A 19441-nucleotide genomic window follows, 5' to 3' on the forward strand; every position below is an offset into this window, starting at 1 on the left:
GGGGGTACCCCCGGACGGAGCCCGGGGGAGGCTCCGGCAGCGCGGCGGGCGGCAGGTGGGAGCTCACAGGCTCAGCTCCGGGTGCAGGTCCTTCATCCGCACCACCTGGCGGCCGCGTGCCGTCAGGGACGTCAGCACCAGTGCCCCGGCGGTGAACGCCAGCAGCACCGCACTGCCCTGCCATACGGGCCCGAGATCACCGCCCGTGATCAGCCGGCGCAGGCCCTGCACGATGTAGCTCATCGGCAGATACGGGTGGAGGGCGCCGAAGAAGCCGGGGCTGGTCTGCACCGGGTACGTGCCGCCCGCCGAGGTCAGCTGGAGCATCAGCAGCGCCAGCACCAGGATCCGGCCGGCCGGCCCGAACTGCGCGTTGAGCCACTGCACGATCGCCGAGAAACAGGCCGTGACCAGCACCAGGAAGCCGATCGTGCCGGCCGCCCGCGCCATCTCCAGGCCCAGCGCGAAGTGCAGTACGGCCATCAGGGCCGCGGTCTGCAGCACCCCCACGCCGACCACCGGCAGCCAGCCGGAGACCGCCACCCGCCAGGAGGACGCGCCCATCGCCAGCGCCCGCCGGTTGAGCGGCTGGATCAGCATGTACGCCACCATGGCGCCCACCCACAGCGACAGCGGGATGAAGTACGGGGCGAACCCGGTGCCGTAGTTCGGCGCCTTGTGGGCGGAGTCCGAGGCGAGCTGCACCGGGTCGGACATGACCAGGGTGCGTGCGTCGCGGTCCTTCTTGCCGTAGTCGGGGATCTGCTTCACCCCGTCGTGCAGCCCGCCGGCCAGCTTCCGCGAGCCGTCGGAGAGCTTGAACAGCCCGCCGTCCAGGGTGTGCGCGCCGCTCTTCAGCCTGCCCACGCCCGCGTCCAGGTCGCCCATACCGGAGGCGGCCCGGCCCGTGCCGTCGTGCAGTTGGTGGGCCCCCTCGTCGAGCTTGCCCGCGCCGGCCGCCAGTCGGGCGTTCCCGGCGGCCAGCCGGTGGGCGCCCGTGGCCACCTTGTGCGCGCCGTCGTTCAGATCGTTGATCTTCTTGACCGCGGCGTCCATGTCGGCGCCGAGCGTCGGCCCGTGCTCGGCCAGCTCGCTCGCCAGATCGTGCAGGGCGGCCAGGTCCCGGTCCAGCCGGTCCAGGTTCTTCTGGTCGTGCACGTACCCGCTGATCTCCTCGGCCTTGTCCGCCGCGGCGGCCGCGTCGTCCCTGAGCTGCTTCAGCTCGTCGCAGGAGGTCTCCAGGGTGAGGCCGCTCTCACAGCGCGAGTGGTAGTACCTCGCCAGGTGGTCGGAGATCCCCCGGGAGAGCTTCGCCCCTGTGGAGGCCGCCGCCGGGAGCGCGCCCAGGTGGTCGCGGACCGCCTGCGAACCGTCCGCGACGAGCTGCGCCGCCTCGCCGATCTCCTTGCCGTGCGCCCGGACGAACGGCCCCACCTTGCGGTCGATGCGGTTGACGGTGTCGGCCAGCCGCTGGGTGCCGTCGGCCACCTGCCGGGAGCCGTCGGCCAGTTGGCGCGACCCGTCGGCCGCCGTACCGGCTCCCCGCGCCAGGTCGGAGCTGCCCTGGGAGAGCCGTCCGGCGCCCGCGTCGAGGTCGCCCAGGCCGGTGACGAGTCGGCCGCTGCCGTTCTTCGCGGTGCCCAGCCCGTCGGCCAGTTTGCCCGCGCCGTCCTTGGCCTGCCCGATGCCGTCCCGGAGGCGGCCGGCGCCGTTCGCGGCCTCCTGGGTCTTGTCGTGCAGGGTCGAGAACGAGACGAAGATCTTGTCGAAGAAGGTGCGCGACGCCTTCTTCGAGGCCGCCGCACGCACCTCGGAGAACACCGTCCGGGAGATCTGCCCGACGATGTAGTTGTTCGCGTCGTTCGTCCGCACCTTGAGGGCGCCGGTCTCCGGGTGGTCACCGGAACTGGAGGCGATCCGCCGGCTGAAGTCCTCCGGGATCGACAGCGACAGGTAGTACGTGCCGTCCTCGACGCCCTTGGCGGCCTCCTCGGCGTCCACCGGGCGCCAGTCGAAGGTGTGGCTGTCGGCCAGTCCGTCGACGATGCCGTCGCCGGCCGAGATCCGCTTCCCGCCGACGTCCGCGCCCTTGTCCGCGTTGACCAGCGCGACCGGTATCTTGTCCAGCCGCCCGTACGGGTCCCAGAAGGACCACAGGTACAGCGCGCCGTACAGGAGCGGCAGCAGCAGGAGCGCGGCCAGCGCGGCGCGCGGCAGCTTCCCCCTCCCGAACCGCTTCAGCTCAAGCGCGGCCAGCTTCGGCGAGCGCATCGGCCGCCCCCTCCTCGTCGTCGTGCTTGTCCTGTGCGGGGTGCTCGTCGTGGCCGTCCTCAGGGGCGGCCTGCTCCGGGCGGCCGCCCGTACCCACCAGCACCACACCCTCGCCGCCCTCGGGGGGCTCGCTGCACACCGCGAGGACCGTCGTGCCGGCCGCCGCCAGGCCGCGCAGCATCGTCCAGGCCGCCGCACGCTCCTCGTCGGACAGCTTCAGATCGGTGTCGTCGACGGCGAGCAGCCGCGGGCCGCCGATCAGCGCCAGCGCCACGGACAGCCGCAGCGCCTCCAGCCGCTCCAGGTCGCGCACGGAGGTACGGATCCCCTTGGGCAGCGTCTCCAGATCGAGGCCGGCCGCCTTGAGCGCACCGTCCACCAGCGCGCGGGCCTCGGCCCTGCGCTCCCGTCGGGGCCGCAGCAGCGCACGCAGCGAACCGCCGAACCGGCCCTGCAACAGGGCGCGTTCGCGCAGATGCTCGCCTACAGTGAGAGAGGGATCAAGCTCGGCGACGCCCGGCACATGGGCGAGCGCGGACACGGACCGGACCGCGGCCATCTTCTTCGGCAACGGCAGCCCGCCGACCTCGGCGGTGCCCGCGGCCGGCTTCATCCGCCCGGTGAGCGCGAGCAGCAGACACGTACGGCCCGAGCCCGAAGGGCCCTGCACGGCGATCAGCGAGCCGGGCCCGGCAGTGATGTCGATGTCCCTGAACGCCCAGCCGCGGGGGCCTTCGACCCCGAATCCCGCGGCCGTGACCGCCGCCCCGTGCGGGGTGCTGTCCACGATCCCTCCCTTGAACTGACCAGTCAGTTCAAAACACTATGCAGCATTCCACCCCCCGTTCCGCAAGGGGGTGTTGGGAATCCGCCGGTAATCCGTCGGGATTCCGGGGGATTCCACCGGGATGCGTCAACGTGCCCGGACGGACTTCCGGACGGACTTCCGGACGGACTTCTCGTGGCGAGTCGGACAGGGGGGTGATGGGCTGGGCATTCCGGTCGGGAGTCGTGCCGGGGTTCCGGGGTTCCGGGGTCCCGGACGTGCGTGTGCGCGGTGTGCGGCGTGCGGCGTGCGGCGTGCGGCGTGCGAAAACCTTCCCGTTTCCAACGAAAGGGCAGGTCAGGGGCGATTGTCAGTGGTGTACCTCACGATGGGGTCATACGGTCCGAATCAGCATTCGGTCCCAACCGGCATGCGACGACAGGAGGTTCGTCATGGCAGCTCGTCCCAACAGGGGCAGCTCCGCTGCGTACGGTCCCCCGAGCGATGTCCACCCCGTCCTGCGGCGGACCACCGCACCACCCGCCGCCCTCGACCTGCTCACCCAGGCCCAGCACGGCCTCGACGAAGCCCAGACCCTGGAAACTCCCAACGAGCGGTTCGCCACGGCCCATCTGGCCGCGCTGCGCACCGCGGCCGCGGTCCTCGCCGTCCGCGGGCGTCCGGAGACCACGGTACGGCGCAGGCAGCGTATCCGTAGCGCCTGGGAGGTGCTGCCCGAGGTCGCCCCCGAACTCGCGGAGTGGAGCGCCCTGTTCGCCGCCGGAGCCGCCCGCCGGGCCAAGGCCGAGGCCGGCATAGCCGGCGCGGCCAGCCGCCGCGACGCCGACGATCTCCTGCGCGATGCCGCGATGTTCCTGCGCCTGGTGGAGCGCATGCTGCTCCTCCAGCCGTCCCTGCCGCCCCAGCGGGCGGGGTAAGGGGGAGGGAGGGGAGGCAGAGCAGGACAGGACCGGGGAGCTGAGATCTCCGGGAGAGGCGGGGAGGGGTGGGGCGGGGCGGGGGGAGGGGCCCCGGGGGAGAGGGGGGAAAGGGAACGTGGGCCGCCATCCTGCCCACACCCTCTGCGGCCCCCTGCGCGCCCCCCCCGCGGCACCCTCGGGGCAGCTCCCCGAGGCGTCCCCGCGCCACCCGCGGCGCCGACCATCCCCATGCGACGGCGCCCCCGTGGCGGTGCCGTACCTCCCCCCCCATGCGACGGCGCCCCCCCCGTGGCGGTGCCGTGCCTCCCACCACGCGACGCCGTCTCCCCCCGATCCCCCTGTGCGATCGTCCCCGCGTGGCCGCCCCATCAGCGGTCACGCCCCGCACAACGATCACGCCGCGCGCAATCCGTTCGGCTCTGCAATCGGCGGATGGCGTGGGACGGAATAGGGTGGTGGACGCCTAGATGTTCATGCCCCCGCCGAGGAGCCACCCGCCGTGTCTGACCCGCTGCGCCCGCGCGCATCCCTTCGTACCGCCGTGGTCTGGGACGTCCTCAAGGACGCCCTGGAGCGCCGGGTCAAGGCCGCCGGGCGCGACGCCCTGGACGTCCTCGACACCGGTGGCGGCTCCGGCAACTTCGCCGTGCCGGTCGCCCGCCTCGGCCACCGCGTCACCGTCGTCGACCCCAGCCCCAACGCCCTCTTCGCCCTGGAGCGCCGCGCCGCGGAGGCGGGCGTGGCGGACCGGGTACGCGCCGTACAGGGCGACGCCCACGGCCTGTTCGACGTCGTCGAGCGCGGCGGCTACGACGCCGTGCTCTGCCACGGCGTCCTGGAGTACGTCGACGACCCGGTCGAGGGCATCCGCAACGTCGTCGACGCGCTGCGCCCGGCCGGCACCCTCAGCCTGCTCGCGGCCGGTCTGGGCGGCGCCGTCCTCGCCCGCGCCCTCGCCGGCCACTTCACCGAAGCCCACCAGGCCCTCACCGACCCCGCCGGCCGCTGGGGCGAGGGCGACCCGATGCCCCGCCGGTTCACCGCCGACCAGCTCACCGAACTGATCGCCGCCACGGGCCTGGAGGTCGGCGCGGTGCACGGCGTGCGGGTCTTCGCCGACCTGGTCCCCGGGGTGCTGGTCGACACCGAGCCGGGCGCCATGGACGCGTTGCTGAAGCTGGAGGCGGCCGCCGCCGAGCAGCCCGCGTTCCACTCCGTGGCCACGCAGCTGCACGTCCTCGCGGAACGCGACTGACCCGCACGCTACGGCCGGCTACCGCGTGCAGTCGGCCACAGGCCACCCGATCAGCCCCTTCGCCCCGTATGATCGGGGTACGACGTTCCGGCATGACGGACAGGCGGGTGGGGAATGCAGGCAGCATCACCACCGGCCGCTGCGGCGGCCCGGACAGTGAATTGGCGTCGAGGGGCGGGTTTCACGGGGGCGAATCCCTGCCTATCCTGAAAGGGTCGCACCCCGGTCGCCCCCCGCGACCGACGAGTAGGAGGACTCCGTGCCGCTCTCGGAGCACGAGCAGCGCATGCTCGAGCAAATGGAGCGAGCGCTGTACGCCGAAGATCCCAAGTTCGCGACAGCGCTTGAGGGAAGCGGGCTGCGTACGTACACCCGGCGACGGGTCTACCAAGCGGTCGCGGGCTTCCTGGTGGGTATCGCCCTGCTCATGGCCGGCATGGTCGCGCAGCAGATCTGGATCAGCGTGGTGGGCTTCCTCGTCATGCTCGGCTGTGCGGTGCTGGCGGTCACCGGATGGCGCAAGGCTCCCAAGCCCGGTGAGCAGCAGGCCGGTGCGGGTGCCGGTGGCGGCGCAGGTGCAGCGGCACGCCGTCAGTCCAGGCAGCGGCGCTCGATGATGAACCGCATCGAGGACCGCTGGCAGCGGCGCCGGGACGAGCAACAAGGTCACTGACGCCCCGAGGTCCGGCAGCCCGACCGGCCTGGATCTCGCCTTCTTCGTAGCGCTGTTTTTCTTTGTGGTGCTGTGGTTCTTCCGTTCTTCCTGATGCTGTGGCCGCCCGGCGGGACCGGGCGGCCACAGCGCTTTGTGTGTTGCTCAAGCCCCCTGAACTCGGCCTCACCTGTCTGAGCGGCCTCGTCTGCCTGAGTCGCCTTCCCTGCCCGAGTGGCCTCGTCCGCCTGTGCGGCTTTCCCTGCCTGCGTGGCCTCGTCTGTCTGGGCGCGCCCTTCTGATCACGCTCGCCGCTCCTGTGTCACGCCCGCCGCCGGCGTCCCGGTCGTAGGGCGGCCAGCGCGCGCCGCGTCGAGGTGACCGGGCGGCTGGTGCGGCACCGGAGCATCAGGGACGCCCAGCGGGCGGCGCAGGCCCACCGGAGACGGGCCGCGGAGCGCGGGGCGAGCCGGGCGCGCAGCCGTATGCCACGCGTCGCGCCGGCCTGCAACCCGGCCCGCACCTGTTGTACGTCCGAGGCGAGGCCGGATGCCGGCTGGGGTCGCGGGGCGTACAGGACCTGCTCGACGGCGGCCGCGACGCGATGTGCGGCCGCGGCAGGCTCCGGTTGCAGTTCCCCGACGCGAATGATCCGCGCGGCGGCCTTGCGCGGCGTCAGCGACTCGTCCGGCAGGATGCCGAAGTCCCAGGCGGTGTCGAGCAGCTCCTGCCAGGCGGCGAGAACGCTCGCCGTACCGTCCCGGCCGGGGGCGCCGCCCGCCAGCCGCCCGGAGCGGATCCGTAGCCGCCACAGCAGCGGGATCGCGGGCAGCACCAGGACGAGCAGCACGGCCAGCGCGATGCCGGCCACCGCCCAGAGGGAGAGGCCGTCGTCGGACGGGCGGGCGCCGGACTCCGCGGGCAGTGCCGCGCATCCCGATCCCGCACCGGACGGCTGCTCGCCGGGGCCGCAGGAGGGCTCCGCCGACGGGGTGTCAGGGGAGGCCTCGGGCCTGGAGGGCGCGGGCGCCGGGTTGGCGGGGTCGGCCGTGCCCGGGGTGTCGGGGTAGGCGTAGTCCGGGATGGTGCCCCGGCTCGGTGTCGGCTCGAAGCGGGTCCAGCCGATGCCCTGGAAGTACAGCTCGGGCCAGGCGTGCGCGTCCTTGAGGCTGACCGATGTCGTGCCGTCGGGCTGTTTGGTGCCCGGGGTGAATCCGACCGCGACCCGGGAGGGGATGCCCAGCGTGCGGGCCATCGCCGCCATCGAGAACGAGAAGTGGACGCAGAAGCCTTCCTTGTCCCGCAGGAAGCGCGCTATGGCCTGGGAGCCGCTGCCGGCCCGGACGTCGGTGTTGTAGCTGAACCCGCCGTAGAGCGCGAACCAGTCCTGGAGCTTGACGGCCCTGGCGTACGCGGTCGGTGCGCCCTTGGTGACCTGACGGGCGGTGGTCCGTACGACCTCGGGGAGGGAGTCCGGGATCTTGGTGTACTCGCGCAGCAGGTCCGCGGGCGGCGCCGGGGCGCCGGCCAGCTGACGGGACGTGGGCCGCACCTGAAGGCTCTCGACCTGGTACTGCAGGCCGCGGGTGTTCTGCCCGCGGTCCCCGACGAGCGTGCGGCCCTGGGGTTCGTAGCGCCAGCGGCCGGAGATGTCCACCTTGGAGGCGGGGAAGGGGAGCGGTAGCCAGTTCTGGGCGTACCACTGCGCGGTGGAGATGGAGGTGTTGATCCGGTTCAGGTCGACGGCGGGGCTGAGGCCGGTCGGCTGCGGGAGCCGCTCGGGGACGTCGGTGACCGTCCGCTCGGACGGTTTCCAGGTCGTGCCGTCGAACTGGTCGAGGGCGACGATCCGCAGATACAGATCGCGGGTGTCGGCCGCGGTGGTGCGGTAGTTGAGGACCTCTTTGTCCTCGGGTTGGTTGAGGCTGTCCTGCAGCGACACCAGTGGGTTCACCGCGGAGATCGTGCCGCCACCGCCGCCGGGGCCGGCGCCGCTGCCGGTACGGTCGAGCAGCCCGCCGCCGAGGGAGGGCAGCACGGCGGGCACCACCAGCGCGATGCCCAGTACCAGGGCGCCGATCCGGTGGCCCGTACGGACCGGGGCCAGGACGGACCGGCCCACCCCCGCGGCGAAGCCCCGGCCGCCCGGCCGGTCCGCTCCGGCAGCCGGGCCGCCGAACACCCGGCCCCACTGGGAGAGCCGGTCGCGGCCCTCGGCCAGCAGGAGCAGCAGATAGCCGGCCGCCGCGAGCAGGAACCACAGCCAGCCCGCGCCGCCCTGGGTCAGCCCGGCCGCGACCGAGTACAGCGCGAGCAGCGGCAGCCCGGCGGGTGCGGCGCTGCGGTAGGTGACCGCCAGCGCGTCGACGATCAGGCCGATCACCAGGACACCGGCGATCAGCAGCAGCCGGATGCCGGGGGTGACGGGGGCGGGGATGGCGTACCGGCCGACGTCCTGGACGCCGTTGCGCAGCAGCCGGCCGAACTCCGCGAGCGCGTCCGGGCCCGGCAGCAGCCCGAGGATCGCCTCGCTCGGGGCGAAGAGGAAGGTCAGCAGCAGGACGGTCACCAGGGCCTGGAGGCCGATGGTCAGCGGCCTGGCGAGGGGGACCCGGCGGGCCGCCGCCCCTGTGCCGATGACGAACGCCAGCAGCAACGCCGCCTGGAACATCCAGCCGACCGGTTCGACCAGTGGCAGCAGCGCGCAGGCGGCGCACAGGGTGGCTACCGCCGCGGTCAGCGCCAGCCGCGCCCGGCCGCTCATGCCCGCACCCCGCATCGTCCGGGGCGGCCTTCGTGCGCCCCGCGGTCGTGCGCCAACGCCCAGCTCCCCCTCATGTCCGTCCCCCCGCCACCGTCGCCGAGCCGTGGCCCGTCTCTCCGCCCACGTCAGCCGCCCGTTCGGACATCGTCCCCGCACGGTCCGCCGCCGCCCGCCACAGATCGGGCAGGGAGTCGCCGGGCGTCACCGGCAGCGCCGTCCAGCCCGCCCGCCGCAGCAGCCGCAGCCGCTCGGCCATCGGGACCTGACCGGTGGAGAACCTGATGCCGCCGGGGCCCCGGGTCCAGGCGTCACCGTCCAGGACGAAGGCGATCGCGGCGCCGCTGCGCCGGCGCATCTGCCCGGCGACCGCGGCCTGTTCGTCGTCCAGATCGCCGAAGAAGGCGACCAGCAGTCCTTCGCTGCCGCCGCGCAGCACCTCGTACGCCGCCGAGAGCCCCTCCTGCTCGGAGTGCTCCACGACGGCGAGGGAGTCCAGCAGCAGGCCCGCGGCGTCGGCGGACGCCGTGCCGCCCGCGAAGCCGCCGTGGCCGTCGGGGCCGGGCACGGACGTTCCGGTGTCCGTCAGCAGCCGGACCGAGAAGCCGCGCTCCAGCAGATGCACCGCGGTCGACGCGGCCGCCGTCACCGCCCACTCGAAGGCCGAGTCGGGGCCGCCTCCCGGATGGGCGAGCTCGCGGGTGTCGAGCAGGACCGTGCAGCGCGCCTTCTGCGGCTGCTCCTCCCTGCGCACCATCAGCTCGCCGCGGCGCGCCGTGGACCGCCAGTGGATCCGGCGCCGGTCGTCGCCGTGCCGATAGTCGCGCGGAATGATGTCGTCGTCGCCGGCCAGCGCCAGCGAGCGCTGCAGTCCCTCGCCGTACCCGGCCACCTCGCCGGCCAGCCGGACCGCGGGCAGCGGCTCGGTCCGGGGGACCACCGTCAGCGTGTCGGAGGCGCTGAAGGAGCGGGTCAGCTCGCACATGCCGAACGGGTCGGACAGGCGCAGCTGCAGCGGTCCCAGCGGATAGCGGCCGCGCAGGTCGGAGCGGACGCGGTAGGAGACCTCGCGGCGGCCGCCGGCCTCGACGCGGTCCAGGATGAAGCGCGGCCGGGGCCCGAGGACGTAGGGCACCCGGTCCTGGAGCATCAGTACGCCCGTGGGCAGCCGGGAGATGTTCTCCATCCGCAGCCGGACCCGGGATTCGGAGGCCGCGGGCACCCGGGCGGGGGAGAGCGTGCGGTTGCCGGCGACGCGGTAGCGGGTGCGGTGCAGCACCAGGACGCAGACCAGCGGCAGGGCCGCGAGCAGCAGCCCGACGCGCAGCAGATCCGCCTGCCCCAGGAGGTAGGAGCACACCGCGGCGGCGACCCCGGCGGCCAGGAACGACCTGCCTCGTGTCGTCAGCCCCCCGAGGGCCGTCCGCAGCCCGCCCCGCTCGGGCGTCCCCTCGATCCCCCCCTCTGCCATCACAAGCCCCGTACGCCGGGCGGCTGCCGGCCGTGGCTCCGCCACGGCTGCGCGGAGGGGTCGGGGACCGGGACGCGCTGCAGGATCTCCAGGACGAGCTGTTCGGCCGAGCGGCGGTTCAACTGGGCCTGGGCGGTGGGCAGCAGGCGATGGGCGAGTACCGGCACCGCCAGGGACTGCACATCGTCCGGCAGGGCGTAGTCCCGCCCCTGGAGCGCGGCGGAGGCCTTGGCGGCGCGCACCAGATGCAGTGTGGCCCGGGGCGAGGCGCCGAGCCGGAGCTCGGGGTGGCTGCGGGTGGCCACCACCAGGTCCACGGCGTATCGGCGGACGGTCTCGGCGACGTGGATCTCGCGCACCGTGTCGATCAGCTTCAGGATCTCGTGGGCGTGCGCCACCGGCTGGAGGTCGTCGAGCGGGGAGGCGCCGCCGTGCACGTCGAGCATCCGCAGCTCGGCCGACGGGCTGGGATAGCCGATCGACACCCGCGCCATGAAGCGGTCCCGCTGCGCCTCGGGGAGCGGGTAGGTGCCTTCCATCTCCACCGGGTTCTGGGTGGCGACGACCATGAACGGGCTGGGCAGTTCGTAGGTCTGCCCGTCCATCGTGACCTGGCGCTCCTCCATGGACTCCAGAAGCGCGGACTGCGTCTTGGGAGAGGCGCGGTTGATCTCGTCGCCGATCACGATCTGGGAGAAGATCGCGCCGGGCTTGAACTCGAAGTCGCGGTGCTGCTGGTCGAAGATGCTGACGCCCGTGATGTCGGAGGGCAGCAGGTCGGGCGTGAACTGGATGCGCCGCACCGAGCAGTCGATGGAGCGGGCCAGGGCCTTGGCGAGCATGGTCTTGCCGACGCCGGGAACGTCCTCGATCAGCAGATGGCCCTCGGCGAGAAGCACGGTCAGCGCGAGCCGTACGACCTCCGGCTTGCCTTCGATGACGCTCTCCACCGACCGGTGAACGCGCTCCGCGGTGGCGGTCAGATCTCCCCCGGCGCTCGGCTTCCCCCGCACGGGCGGACCCTCAAGGCTCGCTCGTTCGTCATACGTCGTCACTCGGCCCTCCTCGGCCCTGTACTGCGGGCCGACGCCCCCTCTGCGGACCCGGCCCCTCCCCGAACACGCGCGTCCCGACCGGCCACCGCCGGCGCGACGTCACCTACGCATTCTTGCTGCCCGCGCGGCTCCGCGTCATGGCCTGTGGATAACTCACCACGCGATATCGGTACCTTCCCGGCGAACCGGGCCTTCCGGCTCGTTCCGCGGGTCCGCCGGGAAGGTCGCGCAGGTCAGGCGCGCGGCTCGATTTCCCGCAGCAGACCCGTTGTCACGTCGAACACAAAGCCGCGGACGTCGTCGGTGTGCGGGAGGAAGGGGGAGGTGCGCACCCGCTCCATGGACTGCCGGACGTCTTCGTCGAGGTCCTTGAACGCCTCGACGGCCCAGGTGGGGCGCTGCCCGACCTCGTCCGCCAGCTCATGGCGGAAGTCCTCGGTCAGGCTGAGCAGACCGCAGCCGGTGTGGTGGATGAGGACGACGGAGCGGGTGCCGAGGGCCCGCTGGCTGATCGTCAGGGAGCGGATGATGTCGTCGGTCACCACACCGCCCGCGTTGCGGATGGTGTGGCAGTCGCCGAGTTCGAGGCCGAGGGCGGCGTGCAGGTCGAGACGGGCGTCCATGCAGGCCACCACGGCGACCTTGAGGACCGGCCGGGCGTCCATTCCGGGGTCGGTGAAGGCGGCGGCATAGCGCTGGTTGGCCTCGACGAGACGGTCGGTGACCGTGCCACCGCTACGGGCGGTGGCGTCGTCGGCGGACTGGGGCAGCGGCTTCGACGCAGGTATGGGCATGGATTCACGGTAATGGCCACAGGCCGTTCCGGCTGCATGAGAGGCCGGGCATAGCGGGCAACGTCACTCCTTGTGAGGTATGGCACAGGTCCGCCCGCGCGCCCGCCATCCGGGTGAGAGGCCGTCGCGAGGCCCGCGGAAAGCCGTCGCGGGACGCGCGGAACCGGTTGATTGACCGGGACAGCCGGTGGACTAAAGTGGCGCGAAGTGGGAGGCGTGACGCTCTCCTTGGATACCGAATTCCTCGCGTGCGCGAATCGTACGTACGGCTCGGCCTCCTCCCGCTCCCATGGTCTTCCGACGTCACTTCCCCGTCGCCGGAGGGCCACTTCCCCTTCAGAGCGGGCGGGGACCAAGCGGTACGTGCGGCATCCCCCAGCCAGCGGCCGGGGGACCCACCTGCCGCCCGGCCATCGGAAGGCGCATGAGCAGCAATACTCGCCACGTACCCGTCATGCTCCAGCGTTGCCTGGACATGCTCGCCCCCGCGCTCGCCGAGCCCGGTGCGGTCGTCGTCGACTGCACGCTCGGCCTCGGAGGGCACAGCGAGGCGCTGCTCACCGCCTTCCCGGCGGCCCGCCTCATCGCCCTCGACCGCGACCCGGCCGCCCTGAAGCTCGCCGGTGAGCGGCTGGCCCCCTACGGCGAGCGCGCCACCCTGGTGCACGCCGTCTACGACGAGCTCCCCGAGGTCCTCGACCGGCTCGGGACCCCGCGCGTCCAGGGCGTGCTGTTCGACCTCGGTGTCTCCTCCATGCAGCTCGACGAGGCCGACCGCGGCTTCGCGTACGCGCAGGACGCCCCGCTGGACATGCGGATGGACCAGACGACCGGCATCAGCGCCGCCGAGGTCCTCAACACCTACGCCCCCGGTGAGCTGGTGCGGATCCTGCGCACCTACGGAGAGGAGAAGCAGGCCAAGCGGATCGTCGCGGCCGTCGTGCGCGAGCGCGAGAAGGAGCCGTTCACCAACAGCGCGCGGCTGGTCGAGCTGATCCGCGACGCGCTGCCGCAGGCCGCCAAGCGCACCGGCGGCAACCCCGCCAAGCGCACGTTCCAGGCGCTGCGCATCGAGGTCAACGGGGAGCTGGCGAGTGTGGAGCGGGCCGTCCCGGCCGCGGTGAAGGCGCTCGCGGTCGGCGGCCGGATCGCCGTCCTGTCGTACCACTCGCTGGAGGACCGGCTGGTCAAGCACGTCTTCGCCGCCGGTGCGAGCAGCACCGCGCCGCCCGGACTGCCGGTCGTCCCCGAGCGCTACCAGCCCCGCCTGAAGCTGCTGACCCGCGGCGCCGAGCTTCCCACGGAGGAGGAGATCGCCGAGAACCGCCGCGCCGCCCCCGCCCGGCTGCGCGGCGCGGAGCGGATCCGCGAGAACGTCGAGGACACCGCGTGAGAGGCCAGGGGCGGCCGCGGAGACAGAAACGGCTCTCCGCGCTGTTCCCCTCCTCCGCCGCCCCGCGCGGCACCGCGGCACGCACGCCCTTCGTACTCCTGATCGTCGTCCTGCTCGGCTCCGGACTGATCACGCTGCTGCTGCTGAACTCCGCGCTCAACCAAGGGTCGTTCGAGCTCGACAAGCTGGAGCGCGAGACCGGTGAACTGACCGACGAGCAGCAGGCGCTGCAGCAGGAGGTGGACGCCTCCTCCGCCCCGGACGCGCTGGAGCGCCGCGCCCGAGAGCTGGGGATGGTGCCCGGCGGCTCCCCGGTGTTCCTGCTCCCGGACGGCAGGGTGCTCGGCAGACCGCACCCGGCCACGTCCCAGGGGGCACCGCTGAGCAGTTCCGCCAAGCCCTCGGCGGCCGCGCTCCTGAGAGCGGCCGCACTGACCGCCCCGTCCGCCTCGTCCGCCCCCTCCGCCCTGTCCGCCCCGGCGGCGCCGCCGGTCGCGGCGCCCTCGGTCGAGCCGCCGGTCCCGGTCGGCTCCGTCACGCTGGCCCCGGAGAGCACCCCACCGGCGGCGGGCGCCCACGCCACCCCGGCCTCCGCAGCACCCCCGGCCCCCGAGGCCGCCCCCGCATCCCCGGCCTCCGCCACCCCTCGCATCCCGTTCGGCATCGGCGCCCCCACCGCCCCCGTATGGGGGTCGGCGCCCGCCCCCTCCCCGACGACCTCCGGCAGGTGAACGCGGCATGACCGAGCCCAGGGAACCCCGCCGGGTACCGCGCCCGGCCCAGCGCGGCGGTCAGGCCGGGAACCGCGCCGGCCGCCCGCCCGCCGCCGGGCGCCCACGCCCCAAGCCCGGCGCGCCCCGGCAGAGCACCCCCAGGGCCGGCGCCGGCCGCCCCGCCACCCGGCCGGCGCGTCCCCGCTCCGGACCGCCGCCGCTGCGGCTGGCCAGCCCGCGCCCCCGACTGCGGCTGGTCGCCCTCGGCCTGACGCTGATCATGCTGGTCTTCGTCGTACGGCTCTTCCAGGTGCAGGCCGTGGACGCCGGGGCGTACGCCGCCAAGGCCAACGAGAACCGCTATGTGCCGGTCAAGCTGGCCGCCGAGCGCGGGGCGATCACCGACCGCAACGGCGTGAACCTGGCCACCACCGTGGACGCGTACGACATCACCGCCGACCCGAGCCTGCTGGCGTCCGACAAGACCAAGATCGACGACGCCCCGCGGCGGGCCGCCGCGCTGCTGGCACCGCTCCTGGGCGAGGACGAGGCCACCCTCACCCGCAAGCTCGACCAGCCCAAGGTCCGCTACGTCCTGCTCGCCCGGCAGCGGACCCCGCAGGTCTGGAAGCGGATCAAGGACCTCCGCAAGGACCTCGACGCCAAGGCGGCCGCCGCCCCCAAGCGCGCGCCCCGTCCCAACGTGCTCGTCGGGATCTTCGCCGACAAGCACTCCAAGCGCCTCTACCCCAACAAGGACCTCGCCTCCGGCGTCCTCGGCTTCGTCAACAGCGCGGGCAAGGGCGGCGGCGGCCTGGAGGCGCGCCTGGACCAGCAGCTGGCGGGCAAGGACGGCAAGTTCGTCTACGCCCAGTCCGGCGGCCGCCGGGTGCCCACCGCCGACACCCACGAGATCCCCGCCGTCCCGGGTACCGACGTCGAGCTGACCTTGGACCGCGACATCCAGTGGGCGGCCCAGAAGGCCATCGCCAAGCAGGTCGCCAGGTCCGGGGCCGACCGGGGCTACGTCGTCGTCCAGGACACCCGCACCGGCGAGATCCTGGCGCTGGCCAATTCCCCCGCGTTCGACCCCAACGACATCTCCCGGGCCGACCCGGAGGCGCTGGGCAACGCCGCGCTCTCCGACGCGTTCGAACCGGGGTCCACCAGCAAGCTGATGTCGATGGCCGCCGTACTGGAGGAGGGCGTCGCCACCCCCTCCACCCGGGTCACCGTGCCCAACCGGCTGCACCGCGGCGACCGGCTCTTCGCCGACGACGTCGACCACAAGACCTGGCATCTGACGCTCAACGGCGTGCTCGCCAAGTCCAGCAACATCGGCACGATCCTGGCGACCGGCCAGCTCGGGAGGAACCAGCCCGAGGCCAACCGGGTCCTCTACTCGTACCTGCGCAAATTCGGCATCGGCAAGCCGACCGGGCTGGGCTTCCCCGGGGAGACCGCCGGCATCCTGGCCAAGCCGCAGGACTGGAACACCTCCCAGCAGTACACGATCCCCTTCGGCCAGGGACTGTCGCTCAACGCCCTGCAGGCCGCCTCCGTCTACTCCACGATCGCCAACGGCGGCGAGCGCATCGCCCCCACGCTTGTCCGCGGCAGCACCGGACCCGACGGCCACTACGTCCGGGCGCCCCAGCCCGCCAAGAACCGCGTGGTCAGCAAGGAGACGGCGCGCACGCTGGCCACCATGCTGGAGTCGGTGGTGGACGACGAGGAAGGCACCGGCTCGAAGGCGAAGATCGACGGCTACCGGGTCGGCGGCAAGACCGGCACGTCCAACCGGGTGGACCCCAAGACGGGCCGGTACCACGGCTACACCGCCTCCTTCGCCGGCTTCGCGCCTGCCGACAAGCCCCGGATCACGGTCTACTGCGCCGTGCAGAACCCCACCAGAGGCAGCTATTTCGGCGGCCAGGTCTGTGGTCCGATCTACCAGCAGGTCATGGCGTTCGCGCTGAAAACCCTCCAGGTCCCGCCGACCGGCGCCAAGCCCCCGCGGCTGCCGGTCACCTTCACGCCAGGCCAATGAAATCGAGGCAATTCCGCCGTGACGACCATCACCCCCGCCGGGTCCCCCGAACCCCGAAGCCGCACCTCCACACAACCCTCACTTCGCCCCGGGCCCGATCGGCCCGGTACGCTCACCGCCGTGTCACACGCTGATCAGTCCCCGAAAGCCCCGCACGCCGAGAAGGGCGGCCCCGGCACATATCCGGGAGCACCGCGCCCTGAACAGGTCCGCCCCACCCCCCTGGCGGACCTCGCCGAGCAGCTGGGCACCCCGGTCTCCGCCGCGGGCCACGCCGGTGCCGACGCCGCGCAGTCCGTCGCCGTCACCGGGATCACCCACGACTCCCGGGCGGTCCGCCCCGGTGACGTCTACGCCGCGCTGCCCGGCGCCCGGCTGCACGGTGCCGACTTCGTCGCCCAGGCCGCCGACCTCGGAGCCGCGGCGATCCTGACCGACCCGACGGGCGCCGAGCGCGCCGCCGCGACCGGCCTGCCGGTCCTGGTCGTCGACAACCCGCGCGCGCGGATGGGTGCCCTGGCCGTCTCGATCTACGGGGCGCCGGGCGAGGACCTGCTCCAGATCGGCATCACCGGCACCTCCGGCAAGACCACCACCGCCTACCTCATCGAGGGCGGGCTGCGGGCCGCGGCCGCCGGGCGCCCCGACGGGGGCCTGACGGGCCTGATCGGCACGGTGGAGACCCGTATCGGCGACGAGCGCATCAAGTCCGAGCGCACCACGCCCGAGGCCACCGACCTGCAGGCGCTGTTCGCGGTCATGCGCGAGCGCGGCGTCCGCGCCCTGGCCATGGAGGTCTCCAGCCACGCGCTGGTCCTGGGGCGGGTCGACGGCTGCGTCTTCGACGTCGCGATCTTCAACAACCTCAGCCCGGAGCACATGGAGTTCCACTCCGGCATGGAGGACTACTTCCAGGCCAAGGCCCAGCTGTTCACCAAGGCCCGCAGCCGCGCCGGGGTCGTGAACCTCGACGACGAGTACGGCAGGCGGCTGGCCGAGGGCGAGTCCGAGGTCCCGGTCACCACCTTCTCCGCCGAGGGCCACCCGGACGCGGACTGGCGGGCCTCCGACGTCGAGGTCGGCGCGCTCGGCTCGACCTTCACGGTGCACGGCCCCGATGGGCAGACGGTGCGGGCCGCGTCCCCGATCGCCGGCCCGTTCAACGTCGCCAACGCGCTCGCTGCGATCGTCTCGCTGGTCGTCGCCGGCATCGACCCGCAGACCGCGGCCGACGGCGTCGCGGCGGTGCCCGGCGTCCCCGGCCGCCTGGAGCGCGTCGACGCCGGCCAGTCGTATCTGGCGGTGGTCGACTACGCGCACAAGACCGACGCCGTCGAATCGGTCCTGCGCGCGCTGCGCAAGGTCACCGACGGCAAGCTGCACGCCGTGCTCGGCTGCGGCGGCGACCGTGACCCGCACAAGCGCGCCCCCATGGGCGCCGCGGTGGCCCGCCTCGCCGACACGGCCATCCTGACCTCCGACAACCCCCGCAACGAGGACCCGCTCGCGATCCTCGCCACCATGCTCGCGGGCGCCGCCGAGGTGCCGGTCCACGAACGCGGCACGGTGCTGGTCGAGGAGGAGCGGGCCGCCGCCATCGCCGCCGCCGTCGCCCGCGCCGAGCCCGGCGACACCGTGATCGTCGCGGGCAAGGGCCATGAGCAGGGCCAGGACATCGCCGGAGTGGTCCGCTCCTTCGACGACCGTCAGGTGCTGCGCCAGGCCATCGAGGCAGCACTGAAGTCGCAGCAGTCACCGCAGCCGAACCACCGGGGATGACACACCGCCATGCGCGCACAACCCTTCCGCCGTCACCGCCCGCCCCGCACCGGGGGTGACCTGTGATCTCCTTGTCGCTCGCCGAGATCGCGAGCATCGTCGGCGGACAGCAGCACGACATACCGGACCCCGGCCTCCAGGTCACCGGGCCCGTCGTCACCGACTCCCGCGCGGTACGCCCCGGCGGTCTGTTCGTGGCCTTCGCCGGAGAGCGCGTCGACGGCCATGACTTCGCGCAGGGCGCCGTCGAGGCGGGCGCGGTGGCCGTCCTGGCCGCCCGCCCCGTCGGCGTCCCCGCGATCGTCGTCGACGACGTGGTCGCCGCGCTCGGCGCGCTCGCCCGCGCCGTCGTCGACCGGCTGGGCACCACCGTCGTCGGCCTCACCGGCTCGGCCGGCAAGACCAGCACCAAGGACCTGATCGCCCAGCTGCTGCAGCGGCACGGCCCGACGGTGTGGCCCGAGGGCAACCTCAACAACGAGATCGGGCTGCCGCTGACCGCGCTGCGCGCCGATGCCACCACCCGGCACCTCGTCCTGGAGATGGGCGCCCGCGGTGTCGGCCACATCCGCTACCTCGCCGAGCTGACCCCGCCGAGGATCGGTGTGGTGCTCAACGTCGGCAGCGCGCACATCGGCGAGTTCGGCGGCCGCGAGAAGATCGCCGAGGCGAAGGGCGAACTCGTCGAGGCGCTGCCGGCGGCCGGTGCGGGGACCGAAGGGGCACAGGCCGGCGGGATCGCGGTGCTCAACGCCGACGATCCGTACGTCCGCGCCATGGCCGCGCGTACGAAGGCCCGTACGGTCCTGTTCGGTGAGGCCGAGGACGCCGACGTACGTGCCGAGAATGTCCGGCTCACGGAGCTCGGACAGCCCGCCTTCACGCTTCACACACCCTCCGGGTGCAGTGATGTGACCATGCGGCTGTACGGTGAGCACCACGTGTCGAACGCGCTCGCCGCGGCCGCCGTCGCCCATGAGTTGGGCATGCCCGTAGACGAGATCGCCACCGCGCTCTCCGAAGCCGGCACGCTCTCCCGCTGGCGTATGGAGGTCACCGAGCGCGCGGACGGCGTGACGGTCGTCAACGACGCCTACAACGCGAACCCGGAGTCCATGCGAGCGGCGCTGCGAGCGCTGGTCGCGATGGGCGCAGCCGCAAAGGCGAAGGGGGGTCGTACGTGGGCGGTGCTCGGTGAGATGGCCGAGCTCGGTGAGGAGTCACTCGCCGAACACGACGCGGTCGGGCGGCTGGTCGTCCGGCTCAACGTCAGCAAGCTCGTGGCAGTCGGCGGCAGGGAAGCGGCCTGGCTCGACATGGGCGCCAAGAACGAGGGTTCGTGGGGTGAGGAGTCGGTGCACGTGTCCGACGCGCGGGCGGCGGTCGACCTGTTGCGCAGCGAGCTGCGGCCGGGAGACGTCGTGCTGGTGAAGGCGTCCAGGTCGGTGGGGCTGGAGCGGGTCGCCGCAGCTTTGCTGGACGACCAGGGCATGGTGGGCGCCGCGGGCGCTGAGGGTGGAGCCGCGACCCGATGAACTCG

Annotated in this window: 14 protein-coding genes; 8 read left to right on the plus strand and 6 right to left on the minus strand. The window is 73.2% G+C overall.

Translation table 11 applies throughout. The features are described from left to right. Positions 1-63: 63 nt before the first annotated feature. Both ACFWZH_RS34870 and ACFWZH_RS34875 read right to left on the minus strand, forming a co-directional pair. The gene (locus ACFWZH_RS34870; RefSeq protein WP_384440792.1) at positions 64-2271 is read right to left on the minus strand and encodes a YhgE/Pip family protein; all 2208 of its coding nucleotides are present in this window, start codon (positions 2269-2271) and stop codon (positions 64-66) included. Further along, complete coding sequence (locus ACFWZH_RS34875) at positions 2243-3058, minus strand: ATP-binding cassette domain-containing protein (RefSeq protein WP_384440795.1); 816 nt, start codon at positions 3056-3058, stop codon at positions 2243-2245. The genes ACFWZH_RS34870 and ACFWZH_RS34875 overlap by 29 nt, the downstream gene beginning before the upstream one ends. A gap of 431 nt (positions 3059-3489) precedes the next feature. On the opposite strand from ACFWZH_RS34875, the gene ACFWZH_RS34880 reads away from it, so the two are divergent. The 3 genes from ACFWZH_RS34880 to ACFWZH_RS34890 all read left to right on the plus strand — a co-directional run bounded on the left by ACFWZH_RS34880 (position 3490) and on the right by ACFWZH_RS34890 (position 5906). Continuing rightward, positions 3490-3975 carry an SAV_6107 family HEPN domain-containing protein gene (locus tag ACFWZH_RS34880; protein ID WP_384440798.1) on the plus strand — a complete coding sequence of 162 codons (486 nt, stop codon included), beginning with the start codon at positions 3490-3492 and terminating at the stop codon, positions 3973-3975. A gap of 502 nt (positions 3976-4477) precedes the next feature. Continuing rightward, positions 4478-5233 carry a methyltransferase gene (locus ACFWZH_RS34885; RefSeq protein ID WP_384440801.1) on the plus strand — a complete coding sequence of 252 codons (756 nt, stop codon included), beginning with the start codon at positions 4478-4480 and terminating at the stop codon, positions 5231-5233. Between the two features lie 259 nt (positions 5234-5492). Then, positions 5493-5906, plus strand: coding sequence for a DUF3040 domain-containing protein (locus ACFWZH_RS34890; protein WP_384440804.1), 414 nt, complete (start codon positions 5493-5495; stop codon positions 5904-5906). 301 nt (positions 5907-6207) lie between these two features. Here the strand turns inward: ACFWZH_RS34890 and ACFWZH_RS34895 are convergent, their stop codons facing one another. The 4 genes from ACFWZH_RS34895 to ACFWZH_RS34910 form a co-directional block, all read right to left on the minus strand. Continuing rightward, complete coding sequence (locus tag ACFWZH_RS34895) at positions 6208-8649, minus strand: transglutaminaseTgpA domain-containing protein (protein ID WP_384440807.1); 2442 nt, start codon at positions 8647-8649, stop codon at positions 6208-6210. Positions 8650-8719: 70 nt separating this feature from the next. Further along, the gene (locus tag ACFWZH_RS34900) at positions 8720-10117 is read right to left on the minus strand and encodes a DUF58 domain-containing protein (protein ID WP_384440810.1); all 1398 of its coding nucleotides are present in this window, start codon (positions 10115-10117) and stop codon (positions 8720-8722) included. Continuing rightward, positions 10117-11172, minus strand: a complete 1056-nt coding sequence (locus ACFWZH_RS34905) for an AAA family ATPase (protein ID WP_384440813.1) — start codon at positions 11170-11172, stop codon at positions 10117-10119. Before ACFWZH_RS34905 ends, ACFWZH_RS34900 begins: the two co-directional genes overlap by 1 nt. A 233-nt stretch (positions 11173-11405) precedes the next feature. Next, positions 11406-11966, minus strand: coding sequence for a beta-class carbonic anhydrase (locus tag ACFWZH_RS34910; RefSeq protein WP_384440816.1), 561 nt, complete (start codon positions 11964-11966; stop codon positions 11406-11408). 424 nt (positions 11967-12390) lie between these two features. On the opposite strand from ACFWZH_RS34910, the gene rsmH reads away from it, so the two are divergent. The 5 genes from rsmH to murF all read left to right on the plus strand — a co-directional run bounded on the left by rsmH (position 12391) and on the right by murF (position 19436). Continuing rightward, entirely contained in the window at positions 12391-13359 is a 969-nt protein-coding gene (gene rsmH, locus ACFWZH_RS34915; RefSeq protein WP_384440819.1) for a 16S rRNA (cytosine(1402)-N(4))-methyltransferase RsmH, read from the plus strand. After that, positions 13356-14090: a septum formation initiator family protein gene (locus ACFWZH_RS34920; RefSeq protein ID WP_384440822.1), complete on the plus strand. Its 735-nt coding sequence runs from the start codon at positions 13356-13358 to the stop codon at positions 14088-14090. Before rsmH ends, ACFWZH_RS34920 begins: the two co-directional genes overlap by 4 nt. Positions 14091-14097: 7 nt before the next feature. Then, entirely contained in the window at positions 14098-16122 is a 2025-nt protein-coding gene (locus ACFWZH_RS34925; protein WP_384440825.1) for a peptidoglycan D,D-transpeptidase FtsI family protein, read from the plus strand. 18 nt (positions 16123-16140) lie between these two features. Then, positions 16141-17901: a UDP-N-acetylmuramoyl-L-alanyl-D-glutamate--2,6-diaminopimelate ligase gene (locus tag ACFWZH_RS34930; RefSeq protein ID WP_384440828.1), complete on the plus strand. Its 1761-nt coding sequence runs from the start codon at positions 16141-16143 to the stop codon at positions 17899-17901. A gap of 62 nt (positions 17902-17963) precedes the next feature. Further along, entirely contained in the window at positions 17964-19436 is a 1473-nt protein-coding gene (gene murF / locus ACFWZH_RS34935; RefSeq protein ID WP_384440831.1) for a UDP-N-acetylmuramoyl-tripeptide--D-alanyl-D-alanine ligase, read from the plus strand. Positions 19437-19441 lie beyond the last annotated feature (5 nt).

The organism is Streptomyces sp. NPDC059008 (assembly GCF_042749045.1).
In the GTDB taxonomy this organism is placed as follows: domain Bacteria; phylum Actinomycetota; class Actinomycetes; order Streptomycetales; family Streptomycetaceae; genus Streptomyces.

Coding starts and splice junctions, on each gene's coding strand:
- rsmH (WP_384440819.1), top strand. CDS start 12,391: ATGAGCAGCAATACTCGCCACGTACCCGTCATGCTCCAGCGTTGCCTG.
- ACFWZH_RS34895 (WP_384440807.1), bottom strand. CDS start 8,649: ATGAGCGGCCGGGCGCGGCTGGCGCTGACCGCGGCGGTAGCCACCCTG.
- ACFWZH_RS34880 (WP_384440798.1), top strand. CDS start 3,490: ATGGCAGCTCGTCCCAACAGGGGCAGCTCCGCTGCGTACGGTCCCCCG.
- ACFWZH_RS34925 (WP_384440825.1), top strand. CDS start 14,098: ATGACCGAGCCCAGGGAACCCCGCCGGGTACCGCGCCCGGCCCAGCGC.
- ACFWZH_RS34900 (WP_384440810.1), bottom strand. CDS start 10,117: ATGGCAGAGGGGGGGATCGAGGGGACGCCCGAGCGGGGCGGGCTGCGG.
- ACFWZH_RS34870 (WP_384440792.1), bottom strand. CDS start 2,271: ATGCGCTCGCCGAAGCTGGCCGCGCTTGAGCTGAAGCGGTTCGGGAGG.
- ACFWZH_RS34910 (WP_384440816.1), bottom strand. CDS start 11,966: ATGCCCATACCTGCGTCGAAGCCGCTGCCCCAGTCCGCCGACGACGCC.